This window comes from Exiguobacterium sp. s46, assembly GCF_018618875.1.
Lineage (GTDB): Bacteria > Bacillota > Bacilli > Exiguobacteriales > Exiguobacteriaceae > Exiguobacterium_A > Exiguobacterium_A abrahamii.
Genome location: NZ_JACSMY010000002.1, coordinates 62035 through 79223, shown reverse-complemented (window position 1 = coordinate 79223; position 17189 = coordinate 62035). Strand labels below are relative to the sequence as shown.

16 protein-coding genes and 1 riboswitch are annotated in these 17189 nt (G+C 46.9%); of the genes, 7 read left to right on the top strand and 9 right to left on the bottom strand.

The window, feature by feature from the left end; genetic code table 11:
• The first annotated feature begins 61 nt into the window (after positions 1-61).
• Genes KNQ08_RS11995 through KNQ08_RS11985 form a run of 3 tightly spaced genes read left to right on the top strand, consistent with a single transcriptional unit; the run spans position 62 to position 2726 of the window.
• Positions 62-913, top strand: coding sequence for a GRP family sugar transporter (locus KNQ08_RS11995; protein WP_174514744.1), 852 nt, complete (start codon positions 62-64; stop codon positions 911-913).
• 17 nt (positions 914-930) lie between these two features.
• A complete protein-coding gene (locus KNQ08_RS11990; RefSeq protein ID WP_058265461.1) occupies positions 931-1716 on the top strand; it encodes a glucose 1-dehydrogenase in 786 nt (261 codons plus the stop codon).
• Positions 1717-1748: 32 nt separating this feature from the next.
• Positions 1749-2726 (top strand): cation diffusion facilitator family transporter, encoded by a 978-nt coding sequence (locus KNQ08_RS11985; RefSeq protein ID WP_149426653.1) that lies wholly within the window; start codon positions 1749-1751, stop codon positions 2724-2726.
• Positions 2727-2767: 41 nt separating this feature from the next.
• Here the strand turns inward: KNQ08_RS11985 and KNQ08_RS11980 are convergent, their stop codons facing one another.
• From KNQ08_RS11980 to KNQ08_RS11970, 3 genes are all read right to left on the bottom strand, one after another.
• Positions 2768-3463 carry a thermonuclease family protein gene (locus KNQ08_RS11980; protein WP_251133704.1) on the bottom strand — a complete coding sequence of 232 codons (696 nt, stop codon included), beginning with the start codon at positions 3461-3463 and terminating at the stop codon, positions 2768-2770.
• Between the two features lie 90 nt (positions 3464-3553).
• The gene (locus KNQ08_RS11975; protein WP_029343173.1) at positions 3554-4204 is read right to left on the bottom strand and encodes an SDR family NAD(P)-dependent oxidoreductase; all 651 of its coding nucleotides are present in this window, start codon (positions 4202-4204) and stop codon (positions 3554-3556) included.
• Positions 4205-4264: 60 nt separating this feature from the next.
• Positions 4265-4531 carry a DUF5327 family protein gene (locus KNQ08_RS11970; protein ID WP_050677319.1) on the bottom strand — a complete coding sequence of 89 codons (267 nt, stop codon included), beginning with the start codon at positions 4529-4531 and terminating at the stop codon, positions 4265-4267.
• A gap of 57 nt (positions 4532-4588) precedes the next feature.
• Here KNQ08_RS11970 and KNQ08_RS11965 point away from each other — a divergent pair, with 57 nt between their 5' ends.
• Together KNQ08_RS11965 and KNQ08_RS11960 are read left to right on the top strand one after the other, a co-directional pair.
• Complete coding sequence (locus KNQ08_RS11965; protein ID WP_214805860.1) at positions 4589-5557, top strand: Gfo/Idh/MocA family oxidoreductase; 969 nt, start codon at positions 4589-4591, stop codon at positions 5555-5557.
• A 32-nt stretch (positions 5558-5589) separates the two neighbouring features.
• Positions 5590-7251 carry a glycerol-3-phosphate dehydrogenase/oxidase gene (locus KNQ08_RS11960; RefSeq protein WP_214805857.1) on the top strand — a complete coding sequence of 554 codons (1662 nt, stop codon included), beginning with the start codon at positions 5590-5592 and terminating at the stop codon, positions 7249-7251.
• A gap of 46 nt (positions 7252-7297) precedes the next feature.
• Here the strand turns inward: KNQ08_RS11960 and bcaP are convergent, their stop codons facing one another.
• The 6 genes from bcaP to KNQ08_RS11930 form a co-directional block, all read right to left on the bottom strand.
• Positions 7298-8734 (bottom strand): branched-chain amino acid transporter BcaP, encoded by a 1437-nt coding sequence (bcaP, locus tag KNQ08_RS11955; protein ID WP_047391976.1) that lies wholly within the window; start codon positions 8732-8734, stop codon positions 7298-7300.
• Positions 8735-8959: 225 nt separating this feature from the next.
• Entirely contained in the window at positions 8960-10255 is a 1296-nt protein-coding gene (locus tag KNQ08_RS11950; protein WP_214772005.1) for a DUF2252 domain-containing protein, read from the bottom strand.
• A 67-nt stretch (positions 10256-10322) separates the two neighbouring features.
• Complete coding sequence (gene msrA, locus KNQ08_RS11945) at positions 10323-11270, bottom strand: peptide-methionine (S)-S-oxide reductase MsrA (protein ID WP_214772003.1); 948 nt, start codon at positions 11268-11270, stop codon at positions 10323-10325.
• A gap of 69 nt (positions 11271-11339) precedes the next feature.
• The gene (locus KNQ08_RS11940) at positions 11340-11522 is read right to left on the bottom strand and encodes a hypothetical protein (protein ID WP_035399267.1); all 183 of its coding nucleotides are present in this window, start codon (positions 11520-11522) and stop codon (positions 11340-11342) included.
• Between the two features lie 60 nt (positions 11523-11582).
• On the bottom strand, positions 11583-13343 hold the full coding sequence (locus KNQ08_RS11935; RefSeq protein ID WP_214772001.1) for a solute:sodium symporter family transporter: 1761 nt from the start codon (positions 13341-13343) through the stop codon (positions 11583-11585).
• 150 nt (positions 13344-13493) lie between these two features.
• Positions 13494-14975: an amino acid permease gene (locus KNQ08_RS11930; RefSeq protein ID WP_214805854.1), complete on the bottom strand. Its 1482-nt coding sequence runs from the start codon at positions 14973-14975 to the stop codon at positions 13494-13496.
• A gap of 132 nt (positions 14976-15107) precedes the next feature.
• Positions 15108-15296: riboswitch (Lysine riboswitch) on the bottom strand.
• 165 nt (positions 15297-15461) lie between these two features.
• On the opposite strand from KNQ08_RS11930, the gene KNQ08_RS11925 reads away from it, so the two are divergent.
• The gene (locus KNQ08_RS11925) at positions 15462-15917 is read left to right on the top strand and encodes a MarR family winged helix-turn-helix transcriptional regulator (protein ID WP_023466733.1); all 456 of its coding nucleotides are present in this window, start codon (positions 15462-15464) and stop codon (positions 15915-15917) included.
• A gap of 138 nt (positions 15918-16055) precedes the next feature.
• Positions 16056-17147 carry a diguanylate cyclase gene (locus tag KNQ08_RS11920; RefSeq protein ID WP_251133703.1) on the top strand — a complete coding sequence of 364 codons (1092 nt, stop codon included), beginning with the start codon at positions 16056-16058 and terminating at the stop codon, positions 17145-17147.
• The last annotated feature ends 42 nt before the right edge of the window (positions 17148-17189 follow it).

The window sequence follows — 17189 nt, the reverse complement described above, 5'->3', positions numbered from 1 at the left end:
CGCGTCTCGCGGGGTACAGCTTCAAGTAGAGAGATAACAGTAAGGAGAGGTGAAACACTTGATTGATATTTTAATTGCCATCGTTCCTGCATTAATGTGGGGATCGTTGCCGCTCGTCGTCTCAAAAATCGGAGGTTCAACGGCGCAACAAATTATCGGTACGACTCTGGGTGCGTTGCTTTTCGCGATCGTCACCTTCTTTTTTGTCAGCCCAGAGCTGTCGACGACTGCTTGGGTCGCCGGATTCTTTTCTGGTGCCTTCTGGGCGCTCGGTCAAAAAAATCAGTTTGCCGCATTCCGTCAAATGGGTGTCTCAAAGACGATGCCAATCTCAACAGGGATGCAACTCGTCGGAACATCGTTGTTTGGTGTTCTCGCTTTTGGAGAGTGGTCAACGACAACTGCGTTGATTCTCGGAATCAGTGCCCTTGTATTGATCATTGCCGGAGCAGCTTTCACGTCTTACAAGGAAGATAAGAGTAAAGAAGATGAGAATATCGGAAAAGGACTGACGCTTCTTCTCATCTCGACTGTCGGGTATGTCGGCTACGTCGTCATTGCCCGTTGGTTCGATATCAATGGATGGGAAGCAGTCTTACCACAAGCTGTCGGGATGGTCGTGAGTGCGATTCTCCTTTCTTTACGAGAAGGAGATCTCTTCACGAAGAAAACAGCCGGCAATACAGTCGGTGGACTCATGTGGGCTGTCGGGAACGTCGCTTTACTTTTTGCCACAGCAAAAGTCGGAGTCGCAACGAGCTTCTCCTTATCTCAAACAGGAGTCGTCATCTCAACGATTGGCGGTGTCCTCTTACTAAAAGAAACGAAGACAAAGAAAGAAATGACCTTCGTCATCATCGGTTGTATTTTAGTCGTTGCTGGTGGGATCATGATTGGATTTACGAAACAATAATGAAGGAGTGAAGCATCATGTATGAAAGTTTAAAGGGAAAAGTAGCCATCGTGACAGGTGGATCAATGGGAATCGGTGAAGCCATCGTCCGCCGTTATGCAGAGGAAGGTATGCGTGTCGTCATCAACTATCGCAGTCATCCGGAAGAAGCGAAGAAAATTGCGAAATCGATTCAAGATAAAGGCGGCGAAGCCATCACGATTCAAGGAGATGTCTCGAAAGAAGACGATATGATCAATCTCGTCAAAGAGACTGTCGCTCACTTTGGTCAGTTGGATGTTTTCGTCAATAACGCAGGAATCGAGATGCCGTCAGCATCTCATGAAATGTCACTCGAAGACTGGCAAAAAGTCATCGACGTCAACTTAACAGGGGCATTCCTCGGTGCGCGTGAAGCACTGAAGTACTTCGTCGAACATGATGTCAAAGGTAGCATCATCAACATGTCGAGTGTTCATGAAATCATTCCATGGCCAACGTTCGTCCACTACGCTGCAAGTAAAGGTGGCGTTAAATTAATGACACAAACCCTTGCGATGGAATATGCACCAAAAGGAATTCGGGTCAATGCGATTGGACCTGGTGCGATTAATACACCGATCAACGCTGAAAAATTCGAAGATCCGGAACAACGAAAAGAAGTCGAGAGTATGATTCCAATGGGCAATATCGGAAAACCTGAGGAAATTTCAGCCGTTGCCGCATGGCTTGCGTCGGACGAAGCGAGTTATGTCACTGGTATCACACTCTTTGCGGACGGCGGAATGACACTTTATCCATCGTTCCAAGCAGGACGCGGTTAACCTATTTTGAATAGACAAGGAGAGAACCGCTCATGGCCACTTTTTTCTCATTGATCCGTCGCGGCAATAAGTCAGCACTTGCTGCTGCTGTCGTCAACACGATCATTGCTATCATCAAGTTCGTCGCTTATATCTTGACTGGGAACGTTGCAATGTTCGCTGAAATGATGCATACGATCGGTGACGCGGCGAATCAGTTTTTCGTCTATATCGGTTCTGCTCTCAGTAAAAAAGCACCAACGAAACGATTCCCGAACGGATTCGGTCGGCTTGTTAACCTCGTGTTACTTGCTGCAATCATCGTCGTCGCACTCCTTGCGTATGAGACGATTCGTGAAGGCATCTTGCATATCGCACACGGTCCTGGCGAAGAGACGACTGGGCTTTGGATCATTTTGACGGCACTTGGAATTGGTGTTGTCCTCGAAGTCGGCGTCTTTTATAAAGCAATGATCGAGATTGCTCATGAAACCGGGCTCAAATCCCGAGGATTGACGCTTGTCGGACAAAGCTTCACTCATCTTGGGCAGGCAAAACCAGCTACACGTCTTGTCTTCATGGAAGATCTTGTTGCGACTCTCGGTGGTATCATCGCGATCATTGCCGTTCTGATTTCGCATTACACATCGTTTTATCAAGCAGAGGGCATTGCATCGATTTTGATTGGTCTGATGATGTTCTACGTCGTCTATAATGTCTTTATTCAAAATGCTGCCGGTGCGCTCGGTGAGATTGATGAAGTACTGACTGCTAAAATCGGTGAAATCCTATTACGTGATGAAGCGGTTCGTGATATTGAAAAGCTTGAAGTCATTAAGGAAGGGGATCACTTCCATGTCGAGACAGAGATTGAAGTGGATCCTAACTTAACGATTGCCCAAGCGGACGACATCAAGGACCGGCTTGAACTTCAAATCCGAATTCTTAAAGGAATCACCGATGTCACGATTTCCTTTGATGAAGATGATAAAGTACAGCAGTATCAATCCCCCTCACCACCTGTAGAATAAACAAAAAGCCATCGATTTCGATGGCTTTTTGTTTGCATTCATTAGCGTGCAGCGCGGACGAATCCAGCTTCTTCTGCTTCTTTTTCCGTACAGAACCGTTGCTCTGGCTTCACTTCATCGTAGGACTGACCTCCCGGTACATGGTAGATTTTTTTACCTGACCGGTTGATGTTGCCTTTGATGTCGCAGGATTTCGTTTCTGTAATCGCTTGAGCGTCGAAGCCACGATTCGTGACGTAGCCATCGTGCTCCCAAATCTTTTTCTTCGCCTGCTTGGCTTCCTGTTCAATCTGTTCGAACATATCGACATAACGTGTGTCCGGCTCATAGACGAACGCTACACGTGCGAGTCCTTTTCGAAGTAACTCCTGATTCAACATCTTATCGCCGTACCAGACGTATGCGAGTAATCTTCCGTATCGATCGCTCCGGGAATGATCACGCTCCAACCGAATCGCTGTCCCGCTCGGTAAGGTCTCTTTCGTAAATGCTGAAGCTTCCGTTCCATATGGTTGAATCGGTGTATCCGGTTTGACGGTTTCCGGTGTATCAACGAGCAGTAAACGAACGTCCTCCGTTTTCCCATCCGCCAACTTTACTTTTAACGTATCCCCATCAATGACGCGCTCGACCGTCGCCTTTGTAACCTTCTCGTCATCCGGTTGCTTGATGCCAAGCAAGTCTGTCTTCTCTGGTGCACAACCGATGAGAACGAATAGAAAAAGTAGACTCATCATTGCGTATCGTCTCACTTCTGTTTCGCTCCTTTCCATGAAAATACGGATTCGGTCAAAGCCCGAACCCGCATACGCTATCTTGTTTATTCGTTAGTCTGCTGAAAGAACCGTTTCGACTTCATTTCGGTTCGTATAAAGTTGATAGAACGCTTCCGCTACATTTTTCGGATCAAGTGCCGTTCCACGCTTCACTTCCCCGGCAATCGTGACGGTTCCGACGTAGACACCGTCTTCCTTCAACGTATCGTGTAACATATGCGTCACTTGGCGAACGCCTGCCTTCCCGATTGAAAGCCCTGGTAACGATTTGATTGCTTGCATCGCAGCGCCGCCTCCAGTAATCAGGATAGCGCCGTCTTTCCGTTCTTGCATCGACGGAGCAACGAGTTGTGCGGCATGCAGTGCACCGAGCACGTCGATTTCGAACTCTTTCGTAATCTGTTCTGCCGAGACTTCGAGGACAGACGCTTGATGTAAAATCGAAGCATTGTAGACTAAGACATCGACTTGCCCGTATTGCTCCTCTGTCCATTCGATGAGGGATGCGATATCAGCTTTTCGTGAAGCATCACATTCCACTCCGACCGCTTCCACGCCCGCTTCTTTTAGTTCCGTGATAACGGCTGCAAGTGTTTCTTGCGTCCGCGCCGCACAAACGACTTGAAAGCCTTCTTGTCCAAATCGTTTACTGATTTCATATCCGTTTCCTGGTCCTGCTCCGATGACGATTACTGTTTTCATGACGTATCTCCCCTTCTCATTTCAACTGTGATGGTTATTCCCTGAATCGCGTCATTTCATTCAAAAATCGAGCAATGAAGTGCCTTTTTCTTCTTTCTCCTGCGAAACACCCATGAAACGCGCTAACATCGGATCGACTGTTGGTGTTGCCTGAGGTGTTGACGTAGGTAACGATATCGTTGAACTTGATGTCGCCTCAGATTCAAGTAATAGTTCACAGTACGTTTTCATTGCTGCAATCTGCTCTTTCTGCGCGGCTCCTGTCGTTTGCTCAATGCGTTGCATCGCTTGACGCATCTTTTCGATAATGTGTTGTTCCGTAATCATCTTGTATTCCTCCTTATGGTAGATTGAGGGTATGAACTTGAAAAGGATGTGTTTTCCATGATTCGTACCGCTTTAGTTGGTTTTGGTATTGCCGGTGAACATTTACATGCTCCTTATTTACACGCACCTGATTATCAGTTAGTCGCTGTTCAGTCGAGTCGTCCGGAAGCAGTCGCTGCTTATGACGCGACGCTACCTGTTTATTCGACACTTGAAGCCCTGCTCGCTAAAGAACGAATCGATTTAATCGTCATCGCGACAGCAAATGAACGACATTATCCACTTGCGCGTCTCGCTTTGCTATCGGGCTGTGATGTACTCGTCGAGAAACCGTTCACTGTCACGCTCGAAGAAGCCGAAACGTTGACAGAACTAGCACGTGTACACGATCGGTTACTGACAGTTTATCATAATCGTCGGTATACGAAGGACTTTCGAACGCTGATGACCTTACTCGAATCCGGACGTCTCGGCACGATACAAACGTTCGAAGCGCATTATGATCGCTATCGTCCAGACGTTGAAAATCGTTGGCGCGAACAGGACGTACCCGGTGCTGGTCTCTTGTACGATCTTGGATCACACTTGATCGATCAAGCACTCGTCGCCTTCGATGAAATTCCGGATCGCGTCTTTTGTGACCAAACGATCCAACGGCAAGGCGGGATCGTTGATGACTATACACATCTGATTTTAGCATTCGGTACACGACGCGCTATTTTGCACATCGGTTCCATCGTTCCGGCTGTTGGTCCTTCGCTTATGGTACATGGGACAAAGGCTAGCTATTTCGTCGATGAAGTCGATACGAAACGCGCGACGTATCAATTGGCTGAAGCAAACGGTCCCCTTGAAGACTTTCCTTTTGTCTCCGGGCAATTTGGGGATTATTATACAGACCTCGCCCCAGCCATTCGACAGCGAACAACCCCACCTGTCTCTCCGAAACAGGCTGAACTCGTCATGAAAATCATTGATCGTGCTCAAAAAAGTGCAAAATCGGGTACATGGATAGAAGTAGACTAACTATCCATTCAGACGAACAGGGGGAAGACAAGATGTTTTCAAGTACGGAACGGACAGCTTGGTTAGAAGAAATGGGACAAGAACTTTTAGACGTACTCGTCATCGGGGGCGGTATCACGGGAGCCGGTATTTTGCTTGACGCACAAAGTCGAGGCATGCGGACAGGATTGATTGAGATGCAGGACTTCGCCGAAGGGACATCGAGCCGATCGACGAAACTCGTCCATGGTGGATTGCGTTATCTAAAGCAGTTCGAAATCAAACTTGTTGCCGAAGTCGGAAAAGAACGTGCCATCGTGTATGAGAACGCCCCACACGTGACGACGCCGGAGTGGATGATGCTTCCACTCGTCGAAGGCGGAACGTTCGGCAGCTTCTCGACATCGATCGGCTTACGCGTCTATGACCAGCTCGCAGGCGTCAAACGCCATGAACGCCGGACGATGCTCAGTAAAGAAGAAACATTACGTTACGAGCCACTATTACGTTCGGAACACTTAGTCGGTGGTGGTCGTTATGTCGAATATAAAACGGATGATGCCCGATTGACAGTCGAAGTCTTAAAGGCAGCCGTTGGTTACGGTGGACGTGCCGTCAACTATACGAAGGCTGAATCGCTCGTCTACTACAATGGAAAAGTTGTCGGTGTCGAAGTCCGTGACGTCTTAAGTGACAAAACGTATACGATTCGGGCGAAGAAAATCATCAATGCAACCGGTCCGTGGGTCGACGAACTACGTGAAAAAGATGGTTCGAAAGCTGGAAAATCGCTCCACCTGACGAAAGGGATTCATCTCGTCATCGATCAAGCGCATTTCCCACTCCAACAGGCTGTTTATTTCGACGTTCCAGATGGTCGGATGATCTTTGCGATTCCACGCGAAGGGAAAACCTATGTCGGAACGACTGACACGAACTATAAAGGAGATATTCTTGAACCGGGTGTCACCGTTGAGGATCAGGACTATATCCTAGAGGCGACAAATCAAATGTTCAACGTCGAGTTACGACCTGAACACGTCGAATCGACATGGTCCGGATTGCGTCCACTCATTCATGAAGATGGAAAGGACCCAAGTGAACTGTCCCGAAAAGATGAGATCTTCGTCTCGAAATCCGGGCTGATGTCAATTGCTGGTGGGAAGTTGACCGGGTACCGGAAGATGGCAGAACGCATCATCGATATGGTCGCAGACCAATTCAAGACAGAAGAAAATCGGATTTACCTCGCTTCCCGTACGCACGATATCTTGCTTGGTGGTGGTCATCCACAAGGAAGTAAAGGATTTGCCCGCTACTTGAAGGAACAACAACCAAAAGGAGAAGCACTCGGATTGTCACCGAATGAGGCGACATGGCTCATCCAACGTTACGGTACGAACGTCGAACGTGTCTACGAGTTGATTCGGACACGTGGTGACGAGGCGGCTCGTTATCAATTACCGTTACACTGGTTCGGCGCCCTTCTATATGGATTAGAAGCTGAGCTCGTCATGCAACCTGGCGACTTCTTGAACCGTCGTGCTTCGGCCGTCTTCTTTGATTTCCCTCACGCTGAACAGTACGCAGATGGTGTTCTCGCCTTGATGCGTAGCGAACTCGGCTGGTCGGCAGAAGATGAAGCGAGAGCCAATGAAAGTATTCGTCGTGAATTTGATGCGGTCCGCGTCAAAGGATCTGTTCCACTTTCCTAACATCAAAAGACCCGATCGCCTTCAGGCGATCGGGTCTTCTTGTGTGTTACTGTTCTTCTTTCGAAGCAGCGAGTTCCGCTGCTGGCATGTTGCCTGGGTGTAAATTCGAACTCTTACGTGCAAACGTAAAGTAAAGAACTAAACCGATAGCAAGCCAGATTCCAAAAGCAATCCATGTCTCGAGTTTCAAGTTGAACATCAAGAAAAGACATGCAGCGATTGCTGCGATTGGCACGTATGGCATACCCGGACATTTGAAAGCACGCGGAAGATCTGGCTGTGTCTTGCGAAGAATCAAGACAGCAACAGAGATCAAGACGAATGCTGCGAGTGTACCCATGTTGACGAGGTTTGCGATGACATCGAGCGGAACGAATCCAGCAACGAGTGAGCTACCCAGTCCGATCATCCAAGTCGCCTTGAATGGTGTTTGGTACTTCGGATGCACTTCAGAGAACACTTTCGGGAACATTCCGTCACGCGAGATGGCGAACGCAAGACGCACCATTCCGTAAGTCATGACGAGAATGACTGTTGTGATTCCGAGGATCGCACCGAGATCGATGAATCCAGCTACCCAGCTTTGACCGGCCATTTGAATCGCAAGTGAGACTGGATGATCGACACCAGCGAACTGTTGGTACGGTACGATACCCGTCATGATGGCTGCGACGATGACGTAAAGGACTGTACAAACAGCGAGTGAACCGATGATCCCGCGTGGCAAGTTTTTTTGCGGATCGCGGACTTCTTCAGCTGCTGATGTGACGGCATCAAAGCCGATGTACGCGAAGAAGACGATTGCGGCACCCGAGAAGACGCCTCCCCAACCAAATGGTGTGAACGGTGTCCAGTTCGATGGCTCAACGTAGCCGACACCAACAACGATGAAGAGAATGACGACTGCGACCTTGATGACGACCATGATGTTGTTGACACGTTTCGTTTCCTTGATTCCCATCGACAACAATGCCGTAATGGCAAAGAGGATTAAGAATGCTGGAAGGTTGAAGTATGTCTTGGCTCCTTCGACTGCTCCAGGAGCTGCTGATAAGGCTGTTGGCACATGGATGTTGAATCCTGCAAGTAAGGACTGGAAGTACCCAGACCAACCGGCTGCAACGGCACTGGAGGCGAGTCCATATTCGAGGATCAAGTTCCAACCGATGATCCAAGCGAAGATCTCTCCCATCGTTGCGTACGTGTACGTATAGACGGATCCACTGACCGGAATCGTTGATGCGAATTCAGCGTAAGCAAGAGCAGCTAGACCACAGGCGATGGCAGATAGAATGAATGATACGATAAGTCCTGGTCCTGCAGTCAATGCTCCTGTTCCTGTCAAAACGAAGATTCCGGTTCCGATGATGGCGCCAATTCCTAAAAACGTTAAATCCATCGCGCCAAGATTTCGAGCAAGTCCACTGTTTCGTTTACTTGCAGCAATCATAGCGGAAACATCTTTTTTCCGCGTCAAGCTCATGATGTACTTCCCCCTATGTCTCTTTTGATTTGTCCTACGGAGCGAGTCGTCCGTAAGAACTTAATCAAAAATTTACGAAGTTTTCTGATAAATTGATATAGGTCATTATACCTATTTCTATTTTGTTGAACGCTTTCATTCGTTAAACAAAAAAATCTGTACAAAAAAGATGGATATGTAACACATGTTACACACCCATCTAACGAGCCTTAGTTTGTTAAATTTTCAAATTGTTTTTCGGGTCTTCATCCACTCTAAAAACACTTGGTAATCCAGCTTTGTTCGTGTCACGTAGGCTTCTGACCAACGCTCGATTTGCTCTAAAAAAGCAGTGTCCGAAACACCAATGGCTTGGATGATTTCAACATCCGCATGATGTGTCAAAATTTTTTCTTTAATCCCGGCGTCCTGATCTGCCCGCGCATGGATTTTCGCGGTAATTTGACCTTGAATACACAACACGTTCTCAAGGTCTTCCTGACTTTTGATATGCTTTGCTTTTAGTTTTTTCTTATATGGCGAGCGCTCACGTACATAATATTCCTTTTTCCCAATCGTCAGGTAGCCAAGATATGGATCCTCATGTGCCTGCATCGCTTTTTGGGACGTGATGATCCGGCGTCCTTGATGAACTGTTTCTGCTTCTGGACGATAGACGGGAAGGAACAACGAAGGGACAGAAGTCTGAGCTTGTTTCATCTCTAGAATCAAATCTTCTTCCCCTCCCTCCCCCTCAATCAAGATGTAATAGCGTTCAAGACCAATCGATGCCGTTCCACTGTCTAGTTTCCGGACGATATCCTTGATTGTATAGAACGCTTCGTCACGACGATCCTCTGCGTCAATCGTCTCGATATAGGAGGACCAAGCAGACTCAATCGCTATTCGCGTCGGATCATCTATCGCTTGCATATCCGGTAATGTACAAAAACGTCTCACGCCACCCACCAGTTTCGTCCGCTCTCCCATTAATTCCTCACGTTTCTTTTCTGCTTTTTTGATCAACTTCTTGATTGGTCCTTTCGTATTATCCCGCGTAAAGCAGACATCACTCGGATCTTTTCCGAGAGCGTACTTTTTTAAATCGTGTAAGTATTCCAGGACATAATTTCGAATCGCAGGAGCCGGATCGTATCCTGCCTCTTCAGCGAACAACCGGACGGAGACCGCCATGCGAATCAAATCGTATAGATAAGATCCTAAGTACCCTTCATCAAAGTCATTGACGTCGTAGATGATCTCTCCCTTCGCATTGCCATGGACACCGAAGTTTTCAAAATGAAGATCTCCCTGAATCCACGTCGGTTTATCACGAGGCGTATCAAAACCAAGGGGGATTCGCGTCACGTCATAATAAAACAGATGCGAACTCCCACGGAAAAAGCGAAACGGACTCAAGCTCATCTTGTCGTACTTTTCCTGACGTGCTTGCTCATCGAGCTGACGGATTTCGTGATCGTAGAAATCAAGCACCTTCGCAATCGTCATTTGTCGAATCTCTTCATATACGGGTCGAAACATTCGATTCTCTCCCTCCCATTTGAAAAAAGAGCAGTCAAAACGAAATCGTTTGACTGCTCCTTACGTGTTACTCGAAATGTTTTTTATATTCCCCATATCCTGCCGAATCAAGCTCTTCAAGCGGAATAAATCGTAATGCTGCTGAGTTGATACAATAGCGAAGACCACCAAGTTCTGTCGGACCATCATCGAAGATATGACCGAGGTGACTATCCGCATTCGCAGAACGCACTTCCGTCCGCGTCATCCCGTGACTCGTATCGAGTTCGACTTCCATCTTGTCTTCTGAGATCGGTTTAGCGAAACTCGGCCAACCACAGTTTGACTGGAATTTATCTTTTGATGTGAAGAGTGGTGTACCATCGACGATATCGACGTACAGTCCTGGACGTTCTTCATCCCAGTATTCGTTACGGAAAGCGGGTTCTGTCCCGTTCTCTTGTGTGACTTTATACTGAATTGGTGTCAGACGCTCTTTCAGTTCTTTTTCCTTACCGTGGTCCTTCCACGCTTCCTTGATGAATTTCGCGCGACCTGAGCCGACACTATACATCTGATAACGGAACGGATTCTTTTTATAATAATCTTGGTGATATTCTTCGGCTGGCCAAAACGGCTTTTCTGGACGAATCTCTACCGCGATCGGACGCGAGAAGCGTCCTGATGCGTCAAGCGCTGCTTTCGAACGTTCAGCTGCTTCACGCTGTGCTTCATCGACATAAAAGATAGCCGGTTGGTACGATTCACCACGGTCATTGAATTGACCTCCACCATCTGTCGGGTCGATTTGACGCCAGAAGATCTCGAGTAATTCTTCGTACGTAATGACGGACGGATCGTACGTGACTTCAACCGCCTCCAAGTGACCTGTCGTTTCCGAACAGACCTCTTTATAAGTCGGGTTCTCTGTATGACCACCGGTATATCCTGAAATGACCTGCTCTACACCATCATATTTATGGAATGGCTTGACCATGCACCAGAAACAACCACCTGCAAATATTGCTTTTGCCATCTATCTTCCCCTCCTCTGTATGTGTCTATTTTACCGCGTTCAGAGAATGGACTCGACTTTCCTGCTCATTCAATCCTCTGGATTCGCTTTTAGACGACGCATGACGAAGTAAATCGCTGCAAAGACAAGAAGAAGTCCTCCAAGCGAATACCAGATGTTATTCAAACGATAAATCATTTGGTACAAGGCAAGCGTCACAAGCAATAATGCGATCGGTAAGAAGGCACGCTTGAAGTGGTACCAGTAATTCACGAAGATCGCCTCCTGTTTTTCTTTCATCTTACCCGATATGTCATGCCTTCTGCGAGAGGATTATTCGGCTTGACGGTACTCTTCTTCGAGATAGGTCCGGTACTTCGCTTCCCAAGCGTTTAGCGACACACGCCATAATGCGATCGTTGCAATGACAAGTCCTAACGTGACCGGCCAGAACCAAATCGATACGATTCCTGCTGTCGAAGCCAGTCCGATTTTTGAAAACAAGACGTACGTCCAAATGATGGATGTACATAATAAGATCGAGACTGGAATCGCAAATTTCCATGGAGTGAGCTCGACAGATTGTCGTCGATTGATTTTTCTTGACTGGACGGCCGGGTAACGATACCCCATGAATACCATGAACAGCACTTCAATCACAAGTAGAATACCGTACCCATGAATGTAGCTAATGCCATGATCCCAGCCGAACAGTTGTTTAAAACCGAAGACGAATAAGTAATACGCGAATACGTGAAAGACAATGACGATTTTCGCTGCAATTGCCGGAATTCGTTTCATGAAAATCCCCATTAATACGATGACGAGAATCGGAATATTGAAAAATCCTGTGAATTGCCGGATCAAACTCCATAAGCCGTCCGGCGCGTACATCAAGAATGGAGCGATAACGAAAGAGATTAAGGCAACGATCGTTCCGAACCATTTACTGACACGAATCAAATGTTCATCACTCGCCTCTTTCGCAAACACCGGCTGATAGATATCGAGGACGAAAAGTGTCGCAATACTATTTAGCAACGAGTTAAACGAACTAAAGACGGCTCCGAGTAAGACAGCTAAGAAAAATCCCATCAGCGAGACAGGCAGTAACTCCGTAATGAGTCGAGGATATGATAAATCACCGCTCGTTAGTGTGTTCCCATACAAGTGATAGGCAATGATCCCAGGAATCAGCATGAAGATCGGAACTAATAACTTCAAGAATCCTGTCATGAGGACGCCCTTCTGTCCTTCCTTCAAATCTTTTGCCCCGAGCACACGTTGAATGACATATTGATTGAGTGACCAATAAAATAAGTTCGCAAATAGGATACCCGTGAAAATCGAGAAGAACGGAACGGCATCGGTTGAGCTTCCGATTGCGTTCAGCTTCTCCGGTTGCACAGTCGCAATCGTCTTCATCCCTTGAAGTAAATTCCCGTCACCCAGTGCAATAAAGCCAAGCACCGGAACTAAGAATCCGACGAAGACAAGCCCGATCCCGTTCAAGGTATCCGAGACAGCCACCGCACGTAGCCCTCCAAAAATCGCATAAATTGCTCCGATGATCCCGACGACCCAGACGACTAACCAAAGGGATTGCGTATAACTGAGACCAAAGAGTTCCGGAACATCGAATAGCTGCAAGACAGCAATCCCACCTGAATAAAGCATCGAAGGAATCGTGACGCACATATATCCGAGCAAAAAGAGTAAGACTGTCATCCGACGAACCGTCTCGTCATACCGGTGACTTAAGTATTCCGGTAATGTCGAGATCCCAAGCCCGAGAAATTTCGGAAGCAGATAGATGGCCATGATGATCGCAGCAAATCCCGCCGTGACTTCCCACGCCATACTCGACATGTTTCCCATGAAAGATTGTCCGTTTAGTCCAATCAACTGTTCTGCCGACAAATTCGTCAGTAGTAGTGATCCGGCAATGAAAACGCCACTTAGCCCTCGACCTGCTAAGAAGTATTCATCGACGCCTTGTGTTTTCCCACGCGTCAATCGGTAGGATATGTAGGCAACGAGCAACATGAAAAACGCTGCAGAACCTAATGTAAAAAATAAATCAGATGTAGTCATGCGTCTCCCCCCTATTCTTTATTCATATTTTCTATTTTTGAATATGTATTCATTGATTCCTTTTTTATACTTTTTCAAAACTATATTTTAGAAAACGTTTTCATTTAAGAGAATAAAAAACCACCTTCATTCTAGAAGGTGGTTCACATATTATGATTGACGTGGATGTTCCGGGAAGTCCATCTCGTCATAACGAACGATTGACGTCCGGTTTTTGAATTTATGTCCTAACCAGAAGGCAAGGAATAATGGAATACCAACATACGTTGCGGCAATTCCGACCCAATCAATTTGATCTGCGAGGAATGCGGCATAGTTTTGACCGATGATGACAAGGAAACAAAGACCGAATGCGAACAGCGGACCGAATGGGAACGCTGGTGCAACATATGGTAAGTCTTTCAACGAGTGACCTTGTGCAAGGAACCCTTTACGGAAACGATAGTGACTGATCGCGATCCCGAGCCATGCGATGAATCCAGTCATCCCCGAAGCATTGAGTAACCACAAGTAGACTTGTCCACCAAACATCGACGTCAAGAAACAGAGTGCACCGATTGCTCCTGTTGCGAGCAAGGCGTTACGCGGTACACCGTTTTTCGATACTTTCGCGAACAACTTTGGTGCATCCCCTTGGCGAGCAAGCGTATAAAGCATCCGAGTCGAAGCATACATACCTGAGTTGCCGGCAGATAGAACAGACGTCAAGATAACGGCGTTCATGAGTGCTGCTGAGAAGGCAAGACCCGCTTTTTCAAAGACGAGCGTAAACGGACTAACCGCTACGTCCGTAATGTCATTGGAAACCAAGTTCGGACTCGTATACGGAATGAGCATTCCGATGACGAAAATCGCGAAGACGTAGAAAAGCAAGATGCGCCAGAAGACTTGTTTGACTGCTTTTGGAACATTCTTTTTCGGATCTTCCGATTCACCCGCGGCAATCCCGACCAGTTCTGTACCTTGGAAACTGAATCCGGCAACGAGAATGATACCGATGACGGCAGGAATCCCACCGACGAACGGTGCATCGCCAAGAGCAAAGTTTTTAAAGCCAACCGGTGGCTCTGATGTAAAGATACCGAAAATCATCGCAACACCGACGACTAAGAAAACGATGACGGTAATGACTTTAATCATCGCGAACCAATACTCGGCTTCCCCAAATCCTTTAACAGAGAAGTAGTTCAAGCCAATCATGAGTAAGAGGAACAAGGCACTGAAGTAAAACCCAGGAACGTCCGGGAACCAGTACGTCATGACGATTTGTGCTGCGACTAGCTCGACTGCGATCGTAACTGCCCAGTTGTACCAGTAGTTCCAGCCGAGGGCAAAGCCGAATGATGGATCGACGAATTTCGTTCCATATGTCGAGAAGGATCCAGCGACTGGCATATACGCTGCCATTTCACCAAGACTTGTCATGAGGAAATAGACCATCAGACCAACGATTGCGTATGATAGGAGCGCCCCACCTGGTCCTGCTGCTGCGACGGAAGCACCGGACGCAATGAAGAGTCCTGTTCCGATTGCCCCACCGATGGCGATCATCGACATATGACGGGCTTGTAATCCACGTTTTAATCCTTCTGCTGTCGAATCTGTTGTTTGTTTCACATCTAGATTGTTCATTTCGTTCGCTTCTCTCTTTAATAAATTTTTTGAGAGGACACTTTTTGAATGAAAAAACAAAAAGCGCCCTCATCTTCCAGATGGAAGATGAGAACGCAACATAATAAAATGGATGCGCCTCATTCTACCGTCGTGAAAGATAGCTCTCCACAAGTAGGTGATACCCGACTTGTGACAGTATTAGACCTATTTGATCTAATCCCAATCGATCATCTTCAAAGCGATGATTGATTTCGGCAATTCTTCCTTTCAGGCCACCTCATCTGTCGCTTGACGACATCCGTAACCGTACTCTTAAGAACTGCAACCTCCATCCCACTGGTTGAGTGAGAACTGAATTAAGTTAGTTATTACTACGCCATATTACACAAATCGCCACGGAATTGTCAATTGCCTTTTTCGAATATCGGGTAGTCGATGGTAAAAATCCGATATGTTTAGTACACTAAATGGTAGAAGTCCACTGAGAGAAAGGATGCTGCTTGCATGCCACAGGAACGTGATTTGCTAACTTATCGACTCGAAGAACAAATGCGTGTCATTCTTCGTACCCTGCGACGTGAACTTAACCGGCTATTTGAAGGAACCGCGACTCGGAGTGAATTTTTCATCTTACGAAGCCTTTCTGAAAATGGTCCTCAGCGCCCGACGCTTCTTGCGGAACAATTTGAGCTCGCGACGAGTCAAGTCACTGCTTTGACGGATAAGCTGTATAAACAAGGATATGTCACACGGACACGTTCAACGGAAGATCGTCGTTCAATCGTCCTCGCATTGACGGAGGACGGAGAACGTGCATTTCGGGATCTCGAAATCGTCCGGAAAAACTATTTACAAGATCGCTTCGGCACATTGACGGAAGAAGAGCTCGAAACGATGATTCGTGTCTTTGATAAAATTTTACAGACGATGGATGAGGATACTCTTACTTCATCTTCTTAAAAACGGTAGATTTTCTACCGTTTTTTCTATTTTTGTCTAAAGATTTCCCTCTGTCTAACCGTTATCTACTTGAGTATACTGGAAGTATATATATGGAAATCTGTTAGCTGGGGGAGTTGGGAGGATTTGTTGTCCATCATGAATCAATTCATCATTAACTTTTGTCTACTGTTTACAACGATTACTCTCTTGTTCTTACCGTTTCGGAATCGACCGCGTATTTCATTGAACTCCAAATGGAGCATTCGACTTATACTCGGAGCAGTCTCTGGTCTGATTGCGGTTTTATTGATGTTCAATGGGATCCAAATCGATGTCGCCCGTGTGGATTTACGTATCGTTCCCGTCGCGATCGCCATGCTGTTCGGTGGTTTCCCAAGCGCCATCGTTGCTGGTGCAATGATCATCGGGACACGTTACTTTTTAACACCAGTTGATCAAATGGAAGGCTTTTATTTATCGACACTGATCATCGTCTTGTTCATCACGACGATCGGGATCATTCGTCGATTCGTCCATGTCTCGATGCGTCATTTTCAGCTTATGGTGTTGGTCGGTATTCTCTATTCGTTACCCGCCATCTACGTCCTGACGCACAGCTGGTCGACATTCTTTAAAATCTCGATTGCGTACGTCTTCTTTAATTTATTAGCTGGCTTTGTCGCTTTTCGATTGCTAACGGAATTACGCCGTCACTTCGAAAACATCCAGTATCAGCAGAAACTCGCCATGACGGATGCTTTGACAGGGCTCGCCAATCGTCGTCGTCTGGATGACTCGCTTTCGCTTGTCGGTTCGACTGACCAAGGCTATTCGCTTGTACTCATCGATATCGATTTCTTCAAGCATGTCAATGATACATATGGTCATGATGCGGGCGATGATGTGTTACGCCAACTCGGCATGACTCTCGCTTCCTTGACCCGTCCAGACGACCTCGTCGGACGGTACGGTGGTGAAGAATTTTTAATCATCTTACCAAGTACTTCGGCGAAAGAAGCGCAAAAAATAGCAGAACTAGCTCGGCTGACGGTCGCACGTAACCTGTTCCCAACAGCAGATGTACCTGATCTGCAAATCACGATCTCACTTGGGATTTCACATTCCAGTGGTTCGCATACGTCACTCGAAGCATTACAACAGGCAGACAAAGCGTTGTATTACTCAAAAGAAAGCGGACGGAATCGGAGTACGATCTATACGAAAGAACTTGAATTCCGACAAGCTTAAACTGATTGGACACTTCCGTAGGGGAGTGTCTTTTTTTACGTC